Here is a 20,716-nt window from a genome sequence, read left to right as displayed (position 1 = left end):
CTTTCATTTCATTCTTCCGAAGTTTCATTTCATTCTTCCGAAGTTTTATTTCCCGCCTCGGTGAAGAATTTTCGTTTGCTCCTTGGAGATTTCCGATTTCCTCGGGAGATATGGAACTATTCATCTCATCGGGCTAGCCGAGACTGCACGCTTCACGCTGTGATTTCGTATCTTTGCGGTATCTATCAATTCACAAGAGCGATGCCCCAGAGACTTAGATCCTCCCTTTTATCTACACTACGCCAGTCTGTACTGCTGTTGCTGACGCTTTTCCTCTTTAGCCAGTGCGGTACACGCCACTCTACGACACGGCGACCGCATATTGAGCTCCCTGACTGTACTATAAGTGAAATAGCCTATCCTGCGCCACAGCATCCCAAGGCGGAGATGCGCGCTGTGTGGCTTACGACGATCTGGGGACTGGACTGGCCCAAGATGACGGCTGATACGCATGCTGGTATGGTGCGACAGCAGGAGTCGCTTGACAAGATGCTTGATGACTGCGTGCGTGCGGGGATCAATACGGTTTTCCTACAGGTACGTATGCGTGGCGATCTGCTCTATCCGAGTACCCTCGAGCCTCTCTCCACGACGATCAGCAAGACGGGGGTGCTACCTGAAGGCTATGACCCGCTTCAGTACGCCATCGATGCGTGCCACCACCGTGGTATGAGCGTGCACGCCTGGATGGTCTCCTATCCGCTAGGGACCAATGATCATGTGCGGGCGCTGGCTAAGCAGGGTAAGGGATTTTACGCAGCGCATTCTGAGATGTGTCTCCGACAGGGCAACGCTTGGTTTATGGATCCCGCTCAGCCTGCTGTGCGTACGCATATGGCTCAGCTGGTACGTGACCTAGTGACTCGCTACGATGTGGATGGTGTGCACCTAGACTACATCCGCTATCCCGATGGTCCCAGTAAGTTTAACGACCTCAAGAGCTATCAGCGCATGAATCCCGAGCGACTGCCTCGTATGGCATGGCGCGAGGCAAATGTGACGGCGATGATCGACACGCTCCACCGTACGCTACAAGAGGTAGCACCAGAGGTGGCGCTCTCTACGGCTTGCATTGGCAAGTATCAGCAACTGCCTAAGCCGGCTCCTGGAGGTTACTTTTGCAAGGACGATGTGTCGCAAGATCCGCTCGTATGGTTTCAGCGTGGTATCGTGGACTTCATCGTGCCGATGATCTACTACAAGGATGGGCACTTCAACCACTACATAGCGGACTGGGCTAAGCGCATCGCACCCCACGGACCGATCGTGGCGGGGCTTGGCGTCTACCGCCTTTATGACAACTCGCGCTGGAAGCTACAAGACATTTACAATCAGCTTGACACGCTGGAGAAGTACAATCTCTCAGGGGTGAGCTACTACCGTGCTGAGCAGCTCTTGCAGATGTACAACCAGCTACCTGCCGAGAGACAGGATCAGCTCCTCCTGCCTACGCTGCGTCCCGCCTTTGGCGCAGCGCCTCGTATCCCCTTTGGCAAGGCAAGCGTTGAGGAAATCGTGGATGACGGAGATCAACTGACCATCACTTGGGGCTATGACCTCAAGGAGCCGACGGGTCACACTTTCAATCTATACTATCGTCTCTACGGCTCGCACCTGGACTGTCCTCTCGTGCTGCTGGGGCAAAACCTCGCAGGACGCTCGGCTGTCATCTCTCGTGACTTCCTACCGAAAGATGTCTTGGTTGAGTTCTTTGTAGAGCCCGCCACCTTTAGCGGACATACGGGCCAGCTCTCAGCGGGGGCGCTTTACTACAACTCAGATGAGCTAAAGTAATAAACTATGTGGGGGCTCTACCTGCATATCCCATTTTGCCCTACACGGTGCGTCTATTGTGACTTTTACTCGCAGAGCGACTTGTCGCTACAGAACTCCTTTGTGGAGGCGCTCTGCCGTGAGCTAGAGTTATACCACGACCGAGCTCTGTGGGCTACGGCTCCTCGCACCATTTACTTCGGCGGGGGAACGCCTAGTAGTCTCCCGCTTCCACTCCTAGAGCGACTGATGCAGCAGATCCGCTCGCTCTGGCGACTGGATAAAACGACCGAGATAACCATTGAGGCGAATCCCGAGGACGTGTCGCCTGAATGGGTCAATGGGGTGGTGCAGCTAGGCTTCAACCGCATCAGCCTGGGGGTGCAAAGCTGGAGCGATGAGACGCTACGCTTCTTACATCGTCGCCACTCTGCTGCACAAGCCGAGCGGGCTGTCAACTATATACGACAGGCGGGCATTAACAATGTGAGCATCGATCTGATCTTCGCACTGCCCGAGGGGTATGAGCGGGACTGGTCCGAAAGCTTGACGCATGCGCTGTCACTGCCCGTGACACATCTCTCCGCTTATGGCTTGACTTACGAGCGTGGCACACGTTTGGATCGTATGCGGGAGCGCAGAGAGGTGATCCCCTCGAGCGAAGAGACCTACGTGGCGCAATACTATGCGCTGGTCGCAGCCTGTCAGAAGGCTGGCTTTACGCATTATGAATTGTCCAACTGGGCGCTCCCAGGCTTTGCCTCCCAGCACAACAGCGCCTACTGGGCTGGCACTCCTTATCTGGGGCTAGGACCTAGCGCTCATAGCTACATCTCGGGGCATCGCTGGTGGAATGTCTCCGACATACACCTCTACATAGAGCGTCTGCAACAAGACACGCTTCCCATAGCCGATGAGGAGTGGCTCTCACTGACCGAGCTATACGAAGAGTGTGTCATGCTGGGGCTACGCACCAGTCGTGGCATAGACCTTCGTCGGGCGGAGCTACAAGCGGAACCAATTATGGATCGCGCCACACCGTGGCTTGATCAGGAACTGCTCACCCTCACTGACGACGATCATCTGCGCCTGACGCACGATGGACTAATCTGGTGCGACCGCATCTGCGCCGCCCTCTGCTAGCTCCACGCCAGAGGACCTATATCTGTTGAGACTGTTGCATAAAGGCGAATCGCTGTGTTGCTTTCGGGATTCGGCTTCGGTCACATACGGAGGTATGCTCCCTTCAGACCTCACCCTCAGCGCCTTGCGCTTCATCCTTTCTGCAAAGTCAGGACAATCTTGCAAGCAAGATTGTGAGACTGTTGACTGTTGCAACAGTCTCATGTTGTCAATTTCAGGTTACTCGTCTCGCATCTTGTAGCCGAGCTTCTCCTTGTACTGCTGTATGAGTGCTTTGTACTGAGGGTTGTCTCGTAGGACAGCGAGGTCTGTGTCGTCCTCAATGTAGATGAGGTCTTTGTATCCCTTTTCGAGGGCGATGCGTAGGTTGTTCAGTGCTTGCTCCGTCTTACCCATTCGACTATAGACTCCTGAGATGTTGTAGTAGAGCTCGGCATTGTCGGGGGCCTCCTCGATACACTTAGCGATGGTCGCGAGAGCTTGCTCCTGCTCACCGAGAGACTGGTAAGCGTAAGCCATAGTTATGTCTGTCGCATCGTGCTCCTGTAGGATCTCGATCACCTTGCGATAGTCGGCCGTGGCGGCGTCCTTGCGTCCCAGTGCTGTGTAGCGGTCAGCTCGCTTGAGGTAAGCCCATAAGTAAGTGTCGCTTAGCTCGATGGCCTTGGAGTAGTCATCGATGGCTCCCTGGAGGTCCTGGGACTTACTCTTGATCTGAGCACGCTGATAGTAGCCATCAGCGTCATCAGGTACGAGGGAGACATATTTATTCGACTCTGCGAGGGCTCTTCGGATATTGCCATCCTCTGAGAGCATCTGCGCTTTGGTATAAATGTAGGTGTAGTCTGTAGGGTCTAGCGAGATAGCCTCATCGATATACTTGAGGGCAGAGCTGTAGTCGCCTATCCCCTGATAGGCAGTCGCTATGTGGCTGGCTACGACATCGTCTAGCTCTTGTCGCTCTGTGACTTGCTGGTAGTACTCCAGCGCACCCTTGTTGTCTCCGATGTTTTGATGTGCCAAACCGATAAGGAAGAGGTACTCTCCCGTTTTGCTCACGGACTCCAGAGCCTTGAGCTTAGATTCGAGGGTAGGCATCGCCTGAGCTGCGATGATATTGAGGAGGGTATAGGTGTCTTCGTCTGCAAGGCTGTTTGCAATGGTATAGATAATGTCATCCATCGCCTCATTGTAGTGCTCTAGTTTGATGTATACATTAGCTCTCAGATAGTAGAGAAAGCCTTCGTCAGGAGCAATCTTAATAGCTTCGTTCAAGTTCTGTATGGCATCCTCCTGCCTCTCTTGTTGCATCGCAATCACAGCCAATCCAATATAGCCTATTGGGTTCTTAGGATCGAGCGAAGCGATCTTACGCATATCCACCTCTGCGAGGTCGTACTGCCCCATAGCGGCATAGAGATTCCCACGCTTTAAGTATAGATTAGGCGTGTCGGGAGCATCCTTGATAGCAGAGTGCAGGTCCATAAGTGCCTTGACACCATCCTCGAGGTCTGTATAGATATCAGAGCGTAGGCTGTAGACCATAGCTCTACGTGCAGGCTTCGCCTGTAGGAGGGTGATCGCCTTGGTGGCAGCCTCTAGAGCTTGCTCCGACTTGCCCTGCATACGGTAAATGGTGGCGACGTAAGCCCAAGCGACACCATTGTTAGGCTCGCTCTGGAGTGCCTTCTGGACGTTCTCGAGGAACGCTGCCTGATCCTCAGGTTCAGACATGATGATCCCTAGGGTATCCTGGAGGTCGGGTGAGAATGTGTCAAAGGTTCGCTCCAAGGTGGGCAAGTCTTGCGTAGAGAGGTCTATCGTGTCCTGCACCTGAGCGGGCAACGTAGTGGCTAAGCAGAGGAGGCTTAGCAGTAGAGCTATGATTCGTTTCATCGTATTGAATGAGTTGCTGGTTTGTTGCTACAAATGTAGCTATTTCTCCCGAAAGGGGATCAGTCCTGGAAGCTAGGATAGCTCTACCGTACATTTCACCACTATGAGCCTGTTGCAAAAGCCAACAGTCTCAACGAGAGAGGAGCCATCCGCCTAGGCGGATAGCTCCTCTCGTGTGTTGGGGGTGACGCTCTGCTACGTCACGTCTGTTGTCTTACTTGACCAGAGCGACGAACTCGGGTGTCTGGCTGAAAGCTGCAAACTCGAGGTCACGCTGTGCACGCTGTGCGTAGCTGCGATCCAGTGCGATAGCTGCGCGAAGGTTGTTGACGAGCGCCTGCAGATCGTTGGTACGAGCTGCTACGACTGCCTTGAGGTAAGCGGTCTCGCCATTGGGCTGTGCGACAGCAGCGAGGGTGCGTGTGGCATCTGCGTACTGACCCTGCATGATCTGAGCGATGGCTAGCGTGTTCGATGGCGTATTGCCAAAGGAGCGGATAGCGTCTGCATACTTGCCCTCGTGCATCTGTAGGAGACCGATGCCCTGACCAGCCTCGGGTACCTCTACGGCACTACCCATGAGGCGCTGAGCCTCTGCTAGGTTGCCACGGTCGAGAGCGAGGAGTGCTTCGTTCATATTAGAAGCCGCGTTGGGCTGGATCTTCTGAGCCTTTGCGAAGTAGCTTGCAGCCTGCTCGTAGTTGCCCTGAGCGAGGTAGAGCGTACCGATGTTGTTGTAAGCACGGTAGTCCTTTGGATAGAGCTGTACAGCCTGCTGGTAAGCATTCATCTGATCCTTAGCGTTGTCATAGAGTGTAGCGGTGTAGAGGATCTCCTCGATGGTGAGGCGACCTGGGCGCTGTGCCATAAACATCTTGAGCTCGTCATCGCTCTTGCCGATGATGCGTACATTGGCATTGAGGCGTGAGCGACGTAGCTCGGGGAGGATCTCGTCGGCTAGCTGTGTGAAGACGTGCGAGAGGTTGCGTATCTCACGCTCACGATCCTCGGGATCGGGATACATAGAGAGGACGCGCAGGACTAGCTCCTTGTCTTGTATCTTGCTTGCCTCTAGAAGCTTTTGGAATCCATCCCAGTCCTCAGCGGTGTAGTGGGCGTTGACCTCGATCTTCTTCTTGCCTAGCTGGCGCGCTACGACACGAGAGGTGTTGCGCTCACGCTGTGCCGAGAGACGCTCGTTGAAGTCCTGAGCTCCATCAGGAGAGGCGTAGGCCTGGATCTCGATGTCTACCTCCTGATTAGGCACCTGGTAAGCGTTGTCAACGACATCTTGCCAGTCCTTGACCTCACGCTTGTTGAGCTCAGCTGCACGTACCTCAGCACGGTTGATGAGGAACTTGAGGTCGGCTGTGTACTGCTCCTTGATAACTCTCTGGAATGCGTCACGAGCAAGAGCTGGCGTGATATCGCTAATGCTGGCTAGGTCGGCAGTCATGATGGTACCACGAGCTACCTTGACAGCGGGGAGGTTGACTTTCTTGCCCTTGACTGTAGCGGCAAAGGTGAGGTAGAGGTCACTCTGCTCCATGCCAGGCTTGTAGTCAAAGGCAAAGGGTATGATGACGCTACCACCACGCTCGTAAGAGATGGTCTGGTAGTTGTCACGTACGTTCTCACCCTGTATGGTGACGGTCTGTCCCGTCACGCTGGTGCCGTTGTAACGTAGCTCGGGAGTAACATTGACGATAGCACGCTTGTGGCACCACTTAGCTGGGATCGTCAGACGGACCTGTCCAGGTATCTGCGTACCCACGAGTGTCAGGGGCGTGGGATCTACCTGAGCAGCAGAGCCGTCGAGAGGCTTGAGTCTGCAAGCACACGAAGAGACCAAGACCGCTAGCAGTAGGGCGGTGGTGATCTGTAGTAAGTTTCTATAAGTCATAGTTTGATCTATATATAAAGGTAATTAATTCGTTTGTGAGTCTGTGGAGGCTTTCTTGCCTTTTCCCAAAGACCTGATGCGCCACACGATGGAGCCGATGAGCGCTAGGAGGATCAGGGCCAAAGCTGTGAAGGCTATGCTCTCGGTCACGGTTATGGAGCGTGGCGCAAAGGTGAGCGTGAGCTGGTACTTGCCTGCGGGCAGTGAGACGGCTCGCAACACGTAGTTAGCCCGTGCGATAGGTATCTCTTTGCCATCTATGGTGGCGTGCCAGCCGTGCGGGTAGTAGATGTCTGAGAGGATGGCGATGCCGGGCGCCTCGGCCGATACGTTGTAGACCACCTGTCGTGGGGTGTACTTGGTGACGGTGATGCTACGCTGAGCGGTGCTGTCGGGTAGCATGAGTGGCTGCGGTAGCTCTTCGCCAAAGCGGAGATCGACGACTCCGACGTGTCGTAGATCTGCCGTGGTGAGTGCCTCCATCTCCTCATTAGCATTAGCGACCCAACGAAGGCTATCGACAAACCACGCTGCTCCGAAGGCATCTGGATTGGTCATCGCCATAGGTGCTTTGGTCTTAGGGTTGGGGACGATGAAGTACTTCGTATTGAGCATATCGTAGACCTGCATATTGCCCGTGGAGAGCTGGTAGGTGATCAGGTCTTGATAGCGCTGTAGCTTGGCAGCATGATAACCTCCCACGCTGTGGTGCCAGCGAGATGTGGTGGCGTCGTTGAAGGGATCGACTGTTTGGTTGAAGACACGATAGCCGAGACTCTTGTCCTGAAGGATCGTACGGTCAGCCTCCGTCTTAGGAGCTGCCTGTTGCTGTACCAGTTGTGGGGCGATGAAGTTGTCATCGGCTAGGTAACGCTTGTCTACCAGCCATAGGTCTATGAGTGTCAGTCCGACGAGGATGCAGCAGAGCCACTGAGTCTTGAGATAGCCCTTGGCAAAGAGCCATAGGGGCACTGCACTCAGCACGATAAAGAGCAAGCTGCGCCATATGTCTGCTCGGAAGATGTCCATACGTATCGTCTTTAGCTGATCTTGCAGAGGGGCTTGTGTAGCATTCCCAGCTAAGGAAACTTTCTCCTGCTGAGAGAAGAAGCTGAAGAAGAGATCTGGTAGCAGGGCAAAGAGGAGCAACAGCAACACGGGTACTACGCCTGCTATCCAGACGCTTTTGCTACGTAGGAGCTGAGGCTCCTTGATGAGCTGCACGAGCGCCAGTACGGCTAGCGTTGGGATCGTTAGCTCTGCGATGACTAGAATCGAGGAGACCGCTCGGAACTTGTCGTACATTGGCATCCAATCGATGAAGAGATTGGTCAGCGGCATGAAGTTTTTGCCCCATGCGAGCAGTATTGAGAGGATCGTAGCGATGAGTAGTCCCCACTTGATCGGACCCTTGACGACGACACAGCCGATGATGAAGAGGATGCAGACGAAGGCACCCACATAGACGGGACCCGAGGTGAAGGGTTGGTCACCCCAGTAAGCATTTGCCCGCGCCAGAAGCTGCTGAGACTGATAAGGAGCCTTGGCGAGTTGCTTGGCATGTCCCTTAGCTAGAGGCTCGGTCGCACCGCCCTTCGTATTGGGTACGAGGAGCGTCCAGGTCTCACCGATACCGTAGCTCCACTGCGTGATGTACTCTTTGGAGAGTCCCTTACTATTGACCTCAGCTTCCGCTTGTTCGGGAGCATGTGGCGGAGCGATCGTTAGCTCACTGCCACCACGCATCGTCTCCTGAGCATACTGGTAAGTGTGGTAGAGGTTGGTCCCATTGACTGCGATGGCGAGGAGCCCTGCGAGGATAAGTACACCTGTAGACTTGAGGAAGCCCACAACCTTTCGCTCTCTAATCGCCTCCACCAAGAAGGCGATGACCAGGATGCCCATGAGGAGTGCGAAGTAGTAAGTCATCTGCACATGGTTTGCCAAGAGCTGCAGCGCCATAAAGAAGGCAAAGAGCGCACCTCCCCAAAGTCGCTCGCCACGGTAGCACCAGACGAGTCCAGCGATCGTGGGGGGCACGAAGCAGAGTGCGGTCAACTTCCAAATGTGTCCCGCATGTATGAGGATGATGAAGTAGCTTGACAGGGCCCACATCACCGCTCCCAGTACGGAGGGCAGGGGATCGACCTTGAGCGAGCGCATGAAGATGTAGAAGCCTACGAGAAGCGCAAAGATTAGCCACGGATAGGTCCCCAGTATGCTCAGTGGCTTGCGGAGCGTTAGTACATCTTGCAGGTATTGCAGAGGCTTGGTCGAGGGATAGGAAGGACTGATCTGATACATTGGCATCCCGCCAAAGAGCGAGTTGGTCCAGTAGGAGGTCTCGTTGCTAGCCTGCACGTCGGAGCCATTACCCGAGACACCCGCCACGTCCGCCTGAAAGAGCTTCCGCCCCTCAAAGTGCGCTGGTGTAAAGTAACCAAGCGCTACAATCAAGAAAAAGCCGAAGATGAGCAATATGCGTTGCCAAGGAATCTGTTTCATAAGATAACTCAGAGATAGAGTTTGAGGATTAAGCTTTGCACCGTTTGAACCGCTGGCTGAGGTAGCCGATGCCATAGCCCGAGAGCTGGACGAAAGAGGCTACGACAGCTCGCCAAGCGACCGCCACTGAGTGCGTGCGACAGAATGCGTCTGCAAAGATAGTCACAATAAAGAGTATATGGTAGAGCCAGAACCACGGGCACCACACCGCAAGTAGCGTGAATAGTAGCGTTGTCACGACAAAGAGCGTGGGGAGTAAGTAGGTCAGGCGCATTGACCCAGGATGTCTTCGTGAGAGCTCCACACGAGCCGTGCCAGAGTGCCACACCTGTCGGTAAAACTTACGCAAGTCCACGCGACGCTTGTGATAGAGCACCGCCTCGGGAAGGAGAGCGACCCGACTGCCCGCCTCGTAGAGACGTATGCTAAAGTCAATATCCTCGCCATAGCGCATCGTCTCGTCAAAGCCTCCCATAGATTCAAAAAGAGACTTGAGACAACCCAAATTGAAGGTGCGTGGGTAGAACCGCTTCGTCAGTCGCTTGCTTCCGCCTCGTATGCCGCCCGTCGTGAGAGGCGAGGTCATCGCATAGTTGATCGCCCTCTGCCACATGCCGAAGGAGCCGTCTTGCAGAGAAGGAGCCGCATCGGGCCCGCCCCACGCATCGCACTCGTCCGCAACGATCGCCTGAGATACATTATATAGGTAGTCAGGCGGTAGCACCACGTCCGAGTCGAGGATGATAACCCAGTCGCCCGTAGCGTGGCGTACCCCTATGTTGCGCGCCTTGGATGGTCCCCCGTTGGGAACCACCTCATAGTGTATGCTCATTTGGTCACGATAGCGATCCACAACCGCAGCGCAAGGCACAGAGCTCCCATCCTCCACGATAACGACTTCGTAGGACGGGGGCGTCTGTTGCTGAGCGAGCGAGTGTAGTAGCTCCTCAATCTCGTCAGGGCGGTTGTAGACAGGGATAATGAGCGAAAGCATTAGGACCTAGTTTGGGTCAAAGCGTCTTACAACACCTTCCACTCGGCACCGCTCTTGGTATCTTGGATTTCAAAGCCCAAAGCGGTCAGTTTGTCTCGTATCAGGTCACTGGTCTCCCAGTCCTTGCTTGCCTTAGCCTTGGAGCGAATGTCTAGAAGTAGATCAACAGCTCCAGCGAAAGCCTCTTGCTGGCTACCGCTCAGATCAGAAGCCTCCGTAGCCGACTGCATACCGAGTATGTCGTGTAGGTAGAGGTCGTAGGCATTGCGCAGCTCCTCCAGCTGCTCGTTCGTGATCTGCTCGTGTCCGTCGTGGATCGAGTTAATGAGACGAGCCGCATCAAAGAGCGCAGCAATCACCATCGGCGTATTGATATCGTCATCCATTGCCTCCTTGCAACGCTCCGCCAGATCAATCTTCTCGATCGTTGAGGTAGCCGATGGCTTGAGCGACTGAAGCTTAGCGTCAGCGTCCATGAGGCGTTGGTACCCCTTCTCCGCAGCTTGCAGAGCACTATTGCTAAAGTCCACCGTGCCACGGTAGTGTGCACTCAAGACGAAGAAGCGAATGGTCATCGGCGCATAAGCTTGTTCGAGTGCTGGGTGATTGCCCGTGAAGAACTCCTCCAGGGTGATGAAGTTGCCCGCACTCTTCGCCATCTTCTTGCCATCCACCGTGATCATATTGTTGTGCATCCAGTACTTGACCATAGGCTCTCCTTGCGAAGCAACCGCCTGTGCGATCTCGCACTCGTGATGCGGGAAGGTCAAGTCCAGTCCACCGCCATGGATGTCAAAGCGAGCGCCCAAGTACTTGCGCCCCATGGCGGTACACTCGCAGTGCCACCCAGGGAAACCCTCACTCCAAGGTGAAGGCCAGCGCATAATGTGGCTAGGCTGCGCCTTCTTCCAGAGGGCGAAGTCCAGCGGATTATGCTTCTCGTCCTGCCCGTCCAGCTCGCGTGTGTTAGAGATCATGTCCTCCACATTGCGTCCGCTTAGGATGCCGTAGGGGTGGTCTGCGTGGTACTTAAGCACATCAAAGTAGACGCTGCCCTCGCTCACATAGGCGTAGCCCGCATCGAGGATCTGCTGTACTAGCTGAATCTGCTCAATGATATGCCCCGAGGCAAGTGGCTCAATAGAAGGAGGCAACACATTGAGCAGGCGTAGACTATCGTGGTAGCGGTTGAGGTAGTAGTAAGCTACCTCCATCGGCTCAAGTTGCTCGAGCTTAGCCTTCTTAGCTATCTTGTCCTCGCCATCATCTGCATCATGCTCCAGGTGCCCCACGTCGGTCACATTGCGTACGTAGCGCACCTTGTAACCGAGGTGCTTGAGGTAGCGGAAGAGAATGTCAAACGTAATCGCCGAGCGAGCATGCCCTAGATGCGGATCCCCGTAAACGGTCGGTCCGCAAACGTAGAGTCCCACATGTGGCGGGGCAATTGGCTCAAAGGGCACTTTAGCCCTCTCCAGCGTGTTGTAGATGTATAGTTGGCTCATAGGTCTTTTTATAGTCCAAAGGTCATAGCACCGTGCAGATACACCAATGCTTTCGCAAAGATAAGGATTTTAGAGATACCGTGTCTCGGGTGTGGGGCTTAACTTTCAAAAGCTCCCGCCCCAGCCTGAACGTAGGTGAGGTGGTAGGGCGCAGTAGTGATGCTACGAAGGAGATAGCCCGTGAGAAGGGTAGGGCGGTCGTCCACCTCGTCGGCATAGATGGTGTAGCGGGCGAAGGGCTCACTCCTCACGCCACAAGAGAGAGAAGCTTCGGGCGGAGAGACGGTATAGTTGGTCGCTAGGTGGCGCTTGACCTGTAGCGGGTAAGCTTTGTAGGCTGCTTCCTTGAGGCACCACACGGTGTAGAGCCATTCGTTCGCTTCGCTTGTCGTAAGATGGCGATAGTAAGCCAGCTCTGTCGGAGACATAAACCTTGGAGCGACTTGTCGCAACTTATCACTAGCCACCTGAATATCGACGCCGACACCGTGCGCACCCTCACTAAGGATGAGAGCCACGTAGCCCCCGCTGTGGGATATGGAGATATGGTAGTCGTGGCCAGGCGAGACAAGATGGGGTGCGCCAGAGGGGAGATGCGTCAGTCGCCAGACCGACTCCCTAGGAGCGATCTCGTCAAGTAGCTGCTGCGTTAGTGAGCGGTAAGTAGGTAGGCTGGGCGCGATGCTGGCTGGTAGCTCAGCGATGTAGAGTATGTCCCCTAGTGGGAGGGGTAGCTGAGAGTAGTTCACGCCTGAGACTCTGTCTGACTATCGGTCTGTGAGTCAGTCTGCTCCTTAGGATGCAGGCGCATCTTGAGCTGCATAATACGGTGGCGCTCCATGCGCGTCACGATGAAGTCAATGTCCGATATTGTTATCTGCTGACCCACTTGAGGGATCTCCTGTAGCACCTCTAGGAATAAACCTCCGACCGTATCAACCTCCTCGTAGTGCGGAGCAAAGTACTCTGGCTCTACACCCAGTAGTTTGCAGAGATCTATGAGCGACATACCACCATCAATCAGATAGACCCCCTCGGCAAGCTGTACGTAGGGCGGATCCTCATCATCGTACTCGTCGACGATCTCTCCGACGATCTCCTCGAGGATGTCCTCCAGCGTGATTAGTCCCGAGGTCCCGCCGAACTCATCAATCACGATCGCCATATGGATACGTTCCTGCTGTAGCTCCTCCAGTAGGGTATCGATCTTCTTATTCTCAGGTACGAAGTAAGCTTGTCGGATGATTTTTTGCCACGGGAAGGTGTCCTCCTCGTGCATATGAGGGAGGAGATCCTTCACATAGAGTACTCCTCGGATACTGTCCTGTGACCCATCGTAGACGGGCAGTCGTGAGTAGCCAGTATCCACAGCGAAGCTAAGCGTCTGATGATAAGCCCAGTGGTAGTTGACACCGATCATATCAACGCGAGGTACCATGATCTCATCAGCCGTCTTGTGGTAAAACTTGACAATCTCATGGATCATCTCCGTCTCCTTGTTATCGCCGTTTGTCGTCAGTGCGACAGCCTCTGAGAGATCGTCTACAGAGAGTTCAGGTCCCCGTCTAGCCTTAGAGCCTAAGAACTTAGAGGTCTTGATCAAGCCCTTGGAGCACCAAGCGATACCCTTGTAAAGTCCAGACACGGCTGGAGCCGTCAGTCGAATGAAGGAGAGTGGGTGGCGCTGAGCGTAGATCTTAGGGATGATTTCGCCAAATAGTAGGAGTAGAAAAGTGATGAGAACCGTCTGGATGATAAAGCCTGCAACGAGATTTGCCGAGAAGTCCCAATGCTCGCCCACAAACCACGCACAGAGGATTGTGATCCCCACGTTGACCGCATTATTGCCGATCAGGATGGTCGCCAGTAGTTGCTCCGAGTGCGATAGGAGTTGGAGTAGTCGTGGGTCGTTGGGGTGCTCCTGATCTTTGATCTGCTGTACCTCTTTCGGGGTGAGAGAGAAGAAGGCCACCTCATTGCTCGACATGAAAGCGGAGCAAAGCAGTAGGAAGAGGATGATCAGAAGCGGTATAGCATCCATCCAAACGATAGGATTGCTGTACACGATTCCTCCGAAAAGGCTTAATAAGAAGGCATCACCCATTGCTCCTACTCTTGTAACTTATACCGTTGTCACCCACGCTCGTTGCGTCACTAGGGTCAGACGGTGATACTGATTGCTCGGTAGCAGGACGAGGCGATGCACTCTCCTGTCCACTGCTCTGCTTAGGACGATCCACAAAGGTGACCTTGTCCGCCCATATCTCTGTACGTGCATGGGTCTGCCCCTGTCGATCTGTATAGTTGTTATAGCGTATCTCGCCCTCCACGAGGAGGTGCGACCCCTTGCGCACCCAGCGCTCAACAAACTGTGCCAGCGTCCCAAAGATCACCACCGTGTGCCACTCTGTACGATCTGGTATCTGCGTACCATCACGCTTCGTATAGCCTGGCACAGAGGTTGCTAAGCGTAGCGATGCTTGACAGGTGCCCCGACGCGAATAGTGTACGCTGGGGTCTGCACCTACGAAGCCTATCAGAATCGCCTTGTTGTAGTACATAGAGCTGGTGAGTAAGTTGCTAGGGGTGACCTTATATACGAACGAAAGGGACTTGTCTTACGTATGGGCAAGGCAAGCCCTCAACGGATAGCCAAGGGGCTAGATACAAGGTTAGTCCAGTGCCTCAGAGAGCACTTGGGCCAGGCTACTCCTTGATAGTTGTGATGCGCTTATTGAGGAAGATGTGTAGGAGGAATCCAGCAATCATCACGATACAACCGATCAGATTGAACATATTCCCACCCTTGTCCATCAGAGCGGGGACGATGAGTATGAGCGCCCCGACGAGGACTACCAAACTACCTATAGGGTTGAAACCTTTCATATACTTATGATTACTATCTAAGGTGATACTTGACAAAGGAGGGTGGAGCTGTTTCCTCTCATAGGGACAACGCACCCTCGTGCCACAAAGGTAATACAAAATCAAGAGATAGCGCACGCCGAGACTTTCGCCATCCTCACAATTATCTTGCTACATCGGCTGAATGACTCCTTGAGATGGGTTATAGGCATATCGGAGGAAATGCAAAATGCCTCAGTAGGGATTGTCTATTCTCCACGGAGGAATGGAAAAATTCTTCGGAACTTTCATTTCATTCTTCCGAAGTTTCATTTCATTCTTCCGAAGTTTTATTTCCCGTCTCCGTGGGAAATTTTTGCTTTCTCAGGAGCTATTAGGGATTTCCTCCGTGGGCGCTCGGAGAGGTGAATGCTGTAAGTGGCAGGGATGGAGAGCTTTGTGGTACTTTTGCGTGAAAAGCGTGGAGTCGTGTGCTTCTATTTTGTACCTTTGCGACTAGATTATCCGAATCACTCTAGTATAGATATGAAGAAACTCTTACTTATATCCAACTCTGCATCTCAGGGGCAGCCTTATCTAGGCTATGCTGCTGAGGAGATTGGTCGCTTCCTAGGTCCAGTGGCTCAGGATGTACTATTCGTCCCTTATGCAGCTATCACCTATAGCTGGGATGAGTATGTAGCTAAGGTCAATAATGCGCTGGGTGGCGTTGGCGTCAATGTCACGGGTCTGCACACTTGTGATAAGCCTCTACAGGCGATCGCCTCGGCTCAGGCTATTATGGTGGGCGGTGGCAATACATGGGCACTTCTCAAGCAACTACAAGATATGGGCGCTATGAAGCTGATCCGTGAGCGTGTCCTCGAGGATGGCATCCCCTATGTGGGCTGGAGCGCTGGGTCAAACCTCGCCTGCCCGACGATTATGACGACAAACGATATGCCTATCTGCAACCCCGATACGACGCAGGCGCTGGGGCTTATCTCCTTCCAGATCAATCCGCACTACCTGGATGCGCATCCTGAGGGTCATGGTGGAGAGACGCGTGAGCAGCGTATCCGTGAGTTTGTCAAGTACAATCCTAACTGCGACGTACTCGGCCTGCGAGAGGGTAGCATGCTCCATATCACGGGTGACAAGATCACGCTGTGGGGTGAGCGTACGGCTAGGCTCTTTAACTATCCCACCTTCTACGACAATCCGCTAGAGATAGAGCCTGGAGTCCTCGCATACAGCGAGAAAAAGTAACTTACGTAACCTGAAGTAATGAAGGATATCCCAAGCTTTACCATAGATCACGAGCGTCTCAAGCGTGGTGTCTATGTCTCTCGTCGTGACCTCGTGGGTGATCAGGTGGTGACCACCTTTGACATACGTATGAAGGCGCCAAATCGTGAGCCTGTGCTTGACCTGAGCGCTCTGCATACGATAGAGCATCTCGTGGCGACCTATCTGCGCAATGACCCCGAGTGGGGGAGTCGTATTATCTACTGGGGACCGATGGGTTGCTTGACGGGTAACTACCTTATTATAGTAGGTGACCTTAATCCGCTAGATATAGCAGATCTGCTCCGTCGTGCCTTTGCCTTTGTGGCACACTACGAGGGAGCTGTGCCTGGTGTGGCTCCTCGTGACTGTGGCAACTACAAGTTGCACAACCTAGAGCTGGCACGTGATGAGTCTAAGCGCTATCTAGGGGAGGTGCTAGAGCATCTAGACGATACGAACACGCACTACCCTCAATAGCAGAAGCGGGGTGGTACTCTTCTCATAGAGTGTCCCCGCTACACACTTAACAACGAACGATCGAATGAAACCTACACTAGTCATTATGGCTGCTGGTATGGGTAGTCGCTATGGCGGACTCAAGCAGCTAGACAAACTGGGACCTGCGGGCGAGAGTATTATGGACTACTCCGTCTTTGATGCGATCCGAGCTGGCTTTGGCAAGGTGGTCTTTGTCATACGCCACGCCTTTGCGGAGCAATTTAAAGAGCAGGTGCTACAGAAGTATCAGAAGGCCATCAACACGGCTGTCGTCTACCAAGAGATAGACTCACTGCCCGCAGGCTTTACGGCTCCTGCCGAGCGCACCAAGCCGTGGGGTACTAACCACGCCCTGATGATGGCGGCACCCGAGATTGAAGGTCCCTTTGCAGTGATCAATGCAGACGACTTCTACGGTCGTGAAGCCTTTCAGACTATGAGCGATTACCTCTCTCAGTTGCCCTCAGACAGCCGAGGTGCTTATTGTATGGTCGCTTACGACATTGAGAGCACGCTCACCGCTGAGGGGAGTGTGAGTCGTGGCGTGTGCAAGGCTTCGCCCGAGGGCTACCTTATGCACATCACCGAGCACAAGAACATCCACGAAAACGAGAGCCACGAGATAGTCAGCATGCACGACGGCAAGAAGCTCTCCATAGCACGTGGCACACTCGTATCAATGAATCTTTGGGGCTTTACGCCCGACTACCTAGAGCACTCGGAGAGACTCTTCGCAGATTTTCTCAGAGAGCACGGCAGCGAGCCTACGTCAGAGTTCTTTATCCCGACAGTCGTTGACACACTGATCCGTCAGGGACTGGCGCAGGTGCAGGTCTTAAGCACCGATGCCCGCTGGTTTGGTGCGACCTATGCCTCCGACCGTGAGATGGTCATAGAGCATCTTGCCAAGCTAACCGAGGCTGGAGAGTACCCCTCACCACTTCTTTAAGTAGACTCTCTCTTAACCTATGAATCATTTTGAAATCGAACAATCAAATATGAACAATCGCAAACTACTAGTGGCTGCTCTATGTGCAGCTTCTATCACGCTCTCCTCTTGTAGTAAGAAGCAGGAGACCAACGAGGAGATCATCCCAGCTATCAATCTAGCTGATATGGACACGCTCGTGCGTCCACAGGATGACTTCTACCATTATGTCAATGGAGGCTGGATTAAGGCTAATCCGCTCAAGCCAGCTTACAGTCGCTTCGGCACCTTTGACGTGCTACGTGATCGCTCTCTAGAGCAGATTCACGGTATCGTTGATGAGTTAGCGCAGGGTAGCTACAAGGCTGGTACGAATGAATACCGTGTCTCTGTACTCTACAAGCAGGCTATCGACAGTGTCAAGCGCAACGAGCTAGGCGCTCAGCCAATCCTTGACGAGCTAAAGTCTATTGAGGCAATCAATTCTAAGGAGGCACTCATTGACTTTGCTGCTCAGCAGGACAATAAGGGAAATGGTACGCTCTTCGGCACCTACGTTATGGCAGATGCTGAGAATAGCGATATGAATATCTTCAACCTCAATCAGACAAGCCTAGCTCTAGGCAATAAGGAGTACTACACAGACCCAAAGAATGCGGAGATCATCAAGGCTTACAATCAGTACATCGAGCGCATCGCTCAGCTAGCTGGTTACTCTGCCGAGGAGGCTCAGCGTATTGCGAAGAACAACATCGCTGTCAGTAACGTCCTTGCTGATATGTGCTACTCACAGACGGAGCTTCGTGATGTAGCTCGCAACTTCAACAAGGTTCAGGTCAAGAAGTTTGTCGCTGACAACCCTGGCTTTGATTGGGCTCGTTACATCAAGGGTCGCAACCTGCAGACTCTAGAGTCGTGGAACGCTGGTCAGCTAGACTTCTTCAAGGCCTTTAGCAAGTGGTTCCCCACGGTAGACCTACAGGCGCTCAAGGATTATCTCCTAGCGCAGACCATTGACGGCTATGCGACCTACCTCTCTGACGACTTTGTTCAGGCTAACTTTGACTTCTACTCCACCAAGCTATCTGGTGTCAAGGAGATGCACCCACGCTGGCGTCGTGCAGTCAACCTCCTCAACGGTACCCTCGGCGAGGCACTTGGTGAGGTCTATGTCAAGAAGTACTTCCCCGCAGAGGCTAAGGAGCGTATGGAGACGATGATTAGCAATCTCCAGGCTGCCCTCAAGGATCGCATCTCTCAGCTTGAGTGGATGTCTAGTGATACGAAGCAGAAGGCTATTGAGAAGCTCTCTAACTTCACCGTTAAGATTGGCTATCCTGACAAGTGGAAGGACTACTCCAAGCTCAACATCTCAGAGGACAAGAGCTTTGTGGACAATCTCCGCAGTGCCATCCAATTTGAGCATGACTTCAATATGTCTGAGCTAGGACAGCCCGTAGATCGTTCTCGGTGGCTTATGAATCCTCAGGACGTCAATGCGTACTATATGCCCTCAACGAATGAGATTTGCTTCCCCGCTGGTATACTACAGCCTCCATTCTTCAATATCAATGCTGATGACGCTGTCAACTATGGCGCTATCGGTGTGGTCATCGGTCATGAGATGACGCACGGATTTGACGATCAGGGTAGCGAGTTTGATGCTGTGGGCAATATGCACAACTGGTGGACTGAGGCTGACAAGAAGAACTTCAAGACCTCTACGGAGCGCCTCGCACAGCAGTTTAGCAAGATCAAGATCAATGACCACCTCAATGCCGATGGTCATCTGACGCTCGGTGAGAATATCGCTGACCAAGGCGGTCTTCTCGTCTCTTACCTAGCATTGCAGAAGCAGCTCCAGGGCAAGAAAGTTGACAAGATTGACGGCTTCACGCCAGCACAGCGCTTCTTCATCGGGTATGCTCGTGTATGGGGGCAAAACATCACCCCTGAGGAGGAGGTACGTCTGACCAAGATTGACCCACACAGCTTGGGTATCAACCGTGTCAACCAGGCGCTGAAGAACATTGATGCCTTCTATGAGGCATTCAACGTCCAGCCAGGAGACCCTATGTACATCGCTCCCGAGGAGCGTGTCGTGGTCTGGTAATCTAGAGACCCTATCAACGTATAGCGACGCTCTCATAGAGACTAATTAGACTCTATGGGAGCGTCGCTTCCTTTTTTATCTGAAATGACCTGTTCTGTAGTTGTACGCTTGCGTTGGCTAATGCTGCTCTTCCTGCTGCTCTGTGGTACCCTTCACTTAGTAGCTCAGCAGAGGTTTACCTTCGTCTCATACAATGTGGAGAACCTCTTTGACACCATCCCCAGCACCCGCTGGGATGATCGTGAGTACCTCCCCACGGCTCGCAAAGGGTGGACGGCACCACGTATGAAGCACAAGTGTCGTCAGCTAGCCGAGGTGATCTCTCATGTGACCGCTTGGGACATACCCGCTCTCATAGCACTACAAGAGGTCGAGAGCGTAGAGGCGCTGGAGCAACTGGCCCAACACACGCTCCTGAGCAGTGCTAACTACAAGACTATCTGTGCTACAGGCTCTGATCGCCGTGGCTCTCACGTGGCCTTGCTCTATGATGCGGACCGCTTTGCTCTAGAGCAGACCGAGGAGTGGCCTTTGCGAATCCTCCCCGACAGTGTCTACCTGACACGCAATCTGCTCTTCGTCTCAGGTCGTCTACCCTCCGCAGCTCGTCTCTCGCTCATTGTCTGCCACCTCCCCTCACGCAGAGGAGGTGCTACGGCAGAGGAGGCGCGTGTCGCTTTGATCAAGATGCTCCGTATGCGTACCGACAGTCTGCTAACCGCTGATCCAGCGCAAAGCATCATCGTCTTGGGCGACTTCAACGCTACCCCAGAGGACGGCTTGACCGACTGTTGGGCGTTGCCTTACCAATCATACCAGTCTCAGGTTGATTCGCTAGCGATGGTAGATCTCACGCCACCATTCACCGATGAGCAACTAAAGACGATGCCTCCAGGGAGCTACTATTACCGAGGCTACTGGGAGCGCATTGATCGGCTTTTCGTCTCCCGTTCGCTACTTCCCGAGAGTCACTATCCACACATTGAGTTAGAGACGGTACGCATAGCGCTACCCCCTCATCAGTATATGTACGAGACGCCAGCTCCGTGGGGGCGTCCTCGACGAACGTACGGTGGCGACACTTACCTCGCTGGTCCCAGCGACCATCTCCCGCTCGTTGGCACGCTCCTCTACTGACGTCTTACAGTTGCTCTTTGGCGACTGTCAGGGTTGACGCAGCAGGTAGAGTGAGTTCACCTGCGTCTGTGGTGAGTAAATCGGACAATTCCTCCGTGGAGATTGTGGATTATCCAGTGAGGAACAAACAAAATCTTCCGAACTTTCATTTCATTCTTCCGAACTTTCATTTCATTCTTCCGAAGTT

At 53.5% G+C, this 20,716-nt stretch carries 16 protein-coding genes; 7 read left to right on the top strand and 9 right to left on the bottom strand.

The genetic code is table 11. The features are described from left to right. Positions 1-201: 201 nt before the first annotated feature. Both Q0X57_RS02505 and hemW read left to right on the top strand, forming a co-directional pair. Complete coding sequence (locus Q0X57_RS02505) at positions 202-1,794, top strand: family 10 glycosylhydrolase (protein WP_297727156.1); 1,593 nt, start codon at positions 202-204, stop codon at positions 1,792-1,794. A 6-nt stretch (positions 1,795-1,800) separates the two neighbouring features. Then, positions 1,801-2,916 (top strand): radical SAM family heme chaperone HemW, encoded by a 1,116-nt coding sequence (hemW, locus tag Q0X57_RS02500; RefSeq protein WP_297727153.1) that lies wholly within the window; start codon positions 1,801-1,803, stop codon positions 2,914-2,916. 219 nt (positions 2,917-3,135) lie between these two features. On the opposite strand, the gene Q0X57_RS02495 is transcribed toward hemW, so the two are convergent. The 9 genes from Q0X57_RS02495 to Q0X57_RS02455 all read right to left on the bottom strand — a co-directional run bounded on the left by Q0X57_RS02495 (position 3,136) and on the right by Q0X57_RS02455 (position 14,605). Beyond that, positions 3,136-4,812 carry a tetratricopeptide repeat protein gene (locus Q0X57_RS02495; RefSeq protein ID WP_297727149.1) on the bottom strand — a complete coding sequence of 559 codons (1,677 nt, stop codon included), beginning with the start codon at positions 4,810-4,812 and terminating at the stop codon, positions 3,136-3,138. Positions 4,813-5,026: 214 nt separating this feature from the next. Beyond that, positions 5,027-6,715, bottom strand: coding sequence for a tetratricopeptide repeat protein (locus tag Q0X57_RS02490; RefSeq protein ID WP_297727147.1), 1,689 nt, complete (start codon positions 6,713-6,715; stop codon positions 5,027-5,029). Between the two features lie 24 nt (positions 6,716-6,739). Beyond that, entirely contained in the window at positions 6,740-9,220 is a 2,481-nt protein-coding gene (locus tag Q0X57_RS02485) for a YfhO family protein (protein WP_297727144.1), read from the bottom strand. Between the two features lie 28 nt (positions 9,221-9,248). Next, entirely contained in the window at positions 9,249-10,214 is a 966-nt protein-coding gene (locus Q0X57_RS02480; protein ID WP_297727141.1) for a glycosyltransferase, read from the bottom strand. A 26-nt stretch (positions 10,215-10,240) separates the two neighbouring features. Then, positions 10,241-11,719, bottom strand: a complete 1,479-nt coding sequence (cysS, locus tag Q0X57_RS02475) for a cysteine--tRNA ligase (protein ID WP_297727139.1) — start codon at positions 11,717-11,719, stop codon at positions 10,241-10,243. Positions 11,720-11,817: 98 nt separating this feature from the next. Continuing rightward, a complete protein-coding gene (locus Q0X57_RS02470) occupies positions 11,818-12,468 on the bottom strand; it encodes a 4'-phosphopantetheinyl transferase superfamily protein (RefSeq protein WP_297727137.1) in 651 nt (216 codons plus the stop codon). Then, positions 12,465-13,823, bottom strand: coding sequence for a hemolysin family protein (gene gldE, locus Q0X57_RS02465; RefSeq protein ID WP_297727134.1), 1,359 nt, complete (start codon positions 13,821-13,823; stop codon positions 12,465-12,467). The genes Q0X57_RS02470 and gldE overlap by 4 nt, the downstream gene beginning before the upstream one ends. After that, positions 13,816-14,280, bottom strand: coding sequence for a single-stranded DNA-binding protein (locus Q0X57_RS02460; protein WP_297727131.1), 465 nt, complete (start codon positions 14,278-14,280; stop codon positions 13,816-13,818). The genes gldE and Q0X57_RS02460 overlap by 8 nt, the downstream gene beginning before the upstream one ends. 145 nt (positions 14,281-14,425) lie before the next feature. Beyond that, positions 14,426-14,605: a hypothetical protein gene (locus Q0X57_RS02455; RefSeq protein WP_007365336.1), complete on the bottom strand. Its 180-nt coding sequence runs from the start codon at positions 14,603-14,605 to the stop codon at positions 14,426-14,428. Positions 14,606-15,109: 504 nt separating this feature from the next. On the opposite strand from Q0X57_RS02455, the gene pepE reads away from it, so the two are divergent. The 5 genes from pepE to Q0X57_RS02430 all read left to right on the top strand — a co-directional run bounded on the left by pepE (position 15,110) and on the right by Q0X57_RS02430 (position 20,529). Further along, positions 15,110-15,832 carry a dipeptidase PepE gene (gene pepE / locus Q0X57_RS02450; protein WP_297727128.1) on the top strand — a complete coding sequence of 241 codons (723 nt, stop codon included), beginning with the start codon at positions 15,110-15,112 and terminating at the stop codon, positions 15,830-15,832. An 18-nt stretch (positions 15,833-15,850) separates the two neighbouring features. Beyond that, positions 15,851-16,330 (top strand): S-ribosylhomocysteine lyase, encoded by a 480-nt coding sequence (locus Q0X57_RS02445; RefSeq protein ID WP_297727126.1) that lies wholly within the window; start codon positions 15,851-15,853, stop codon positions 16,328-16,330. A 64-nt stretch (positions 16,331-16,394) separates the two neighbouring features. After that, positions 16,395-17,300 (top strand): sugar phosphate nucleotidyltransferase, encoded by a 906-nt coding sequence (locus tag Q0X57_RS02440; protein WP_297727123.1) that lies wholly within the window; start codon positions 16,395-16,397, stop codon positions 17,298-17,300. Between the two features lie 49 nt (positions 17,301-17,349). After that, positions 17,350-19,392 carry a M13 family metallopeptidase gene (locus Q0X57_RS02435; RefSeq protein WP_297727120.1) on the top strand — a complete coding sequence of 681 codons (2,043 nt, stop codon included), beginning with the start codon at positions 17,350-17,352 and terminating at the stop codon, positions 19,390-19,392. Positions 19,393-19,512: 120 nt separating this feature from the next. Continuing rightward, positions 19,513-20,529: an endonuclease/exonuclease/phosphatase family protein gene (locus Q0X57_RS02430; RefSeq protein ID WP_297727117.1), complete on the top strand. Its 1,017-nt coding sequence runs from the start codon at positions 19,513-19,515 to the stop codon at positions 20,527-20,529. Positions 20,530-20,716 lie beyond the last annotated feature (187 nt).

This window comes from uncultured Porphyromonas sp., assembly GCF_947254915.1.
GTDB lineage: Bacteria > Bacteroidota > Bacteroidia > Bacteroidales > Porphyromonadaceae > Porphyromonas.
This window is presented reverse-complemented; position numbering and strand designations above follow the sequence as displayed.

Coding starts and splice junctions, on each gene's coding strand:
- Q0X57_RS02505 (WP_297727156.1), top strand. CDS start 202: ATGCCCCAGAGACTTAGATCCTCCCTTTTATCTACACTACGCCAGTCT.
- hemW (WP_297727153.1), top strand. CDS start 1,801: ATGTGGGGGCTCTACCTGCATATCCCATTTTGCCCTACACGGTGCGTC.
- Q0X57_RS02495 (WP_297727149.1), bottom strand. CDS start 4,812: ATGAAACGAATCATAGCTCTACTGCTAAGCCTCCTCTGCTTAGCCACT.
- Q0X57_RS02490 (WP_297727147.1), bottom strand. CDS start 6,715: ATGACTTATAGAAACTTACTACAGATCACCACCGCCCTACTGCTAGCG.
- Q0X57_RS02485 (WP_297727144.1), bottom strand. CDS start 9,220: ATGAAACAGATTCCTTGGCAACGCATATTGCTCATCTTCGGCTTTTTC.
- Q0X57_RS02480 (WP_297727141.1), bottom strand. CDS start 10,214: ATGCTTTCGCTCATTATCCCTGTCTACAACCGCCCTGACGAGATTGAG.
- cysS (WP_297727139.1), bottom strand. CDS start 11,719: ATGAGCCAACTATACATCTACAACACGCTGGAGAGGGCTAAAGTGCCC.
- gldE (WP_297727134.1), bottom strand. CDS start 13,823: ATGGGTGATGCCTTCTTATTAAGCCTTTTCGGAGGAATCGTGTACAGC.
- Q0X57_RS02460 (WP_297727131.1), bottom strand. CDS start 14,280: ATGTACTACAACAAGGCGATTCTGATAGGCTTCGTAGGTGCAGACCCC.
- Q0X57_RS02455 (WP_007365336.1), bottom strand. CDS start 14,605: ATGAAAGGTTTCAACCCTATAGGTAGTTTGGTAGTCCTCGTCGGGGCG.
- pepE (WP_297727128.1), top strand. CDS start 15,110: ATGAAGAAACTCTTACTTATATCCAACTCTGCATCTCAGGGGCAGCCT.
- Q0X57_RS02445 (WP_297727126.1), top strand. CDS start 15,851: ATGAAGGATATCCCAAGCTTTACCATAGATCACGAGCGTCTCAAGCGT.
- Q0X57_RS02440 (WP_297727123.1), top strand. CDS start 16,395: ATGAAACCTACACTAGTCATTATGGCTGCTGGTATGGGTAGTCGCTAT.
- Q0X57_RS02435 (WP_297727120.1), top strand. CDS start 17,350: ATGAACAATCGCAAACTACTAGTGGCTGCTCTATGTGCAGCTTCTATC.
- Q0X57_RS02430 (WP_297727117.1), top strand. CDS start 19,513: ATGCTGCTCTTCCTGCTGCTCTGTGGTACCCTTCACTTAGTAGCTCAG.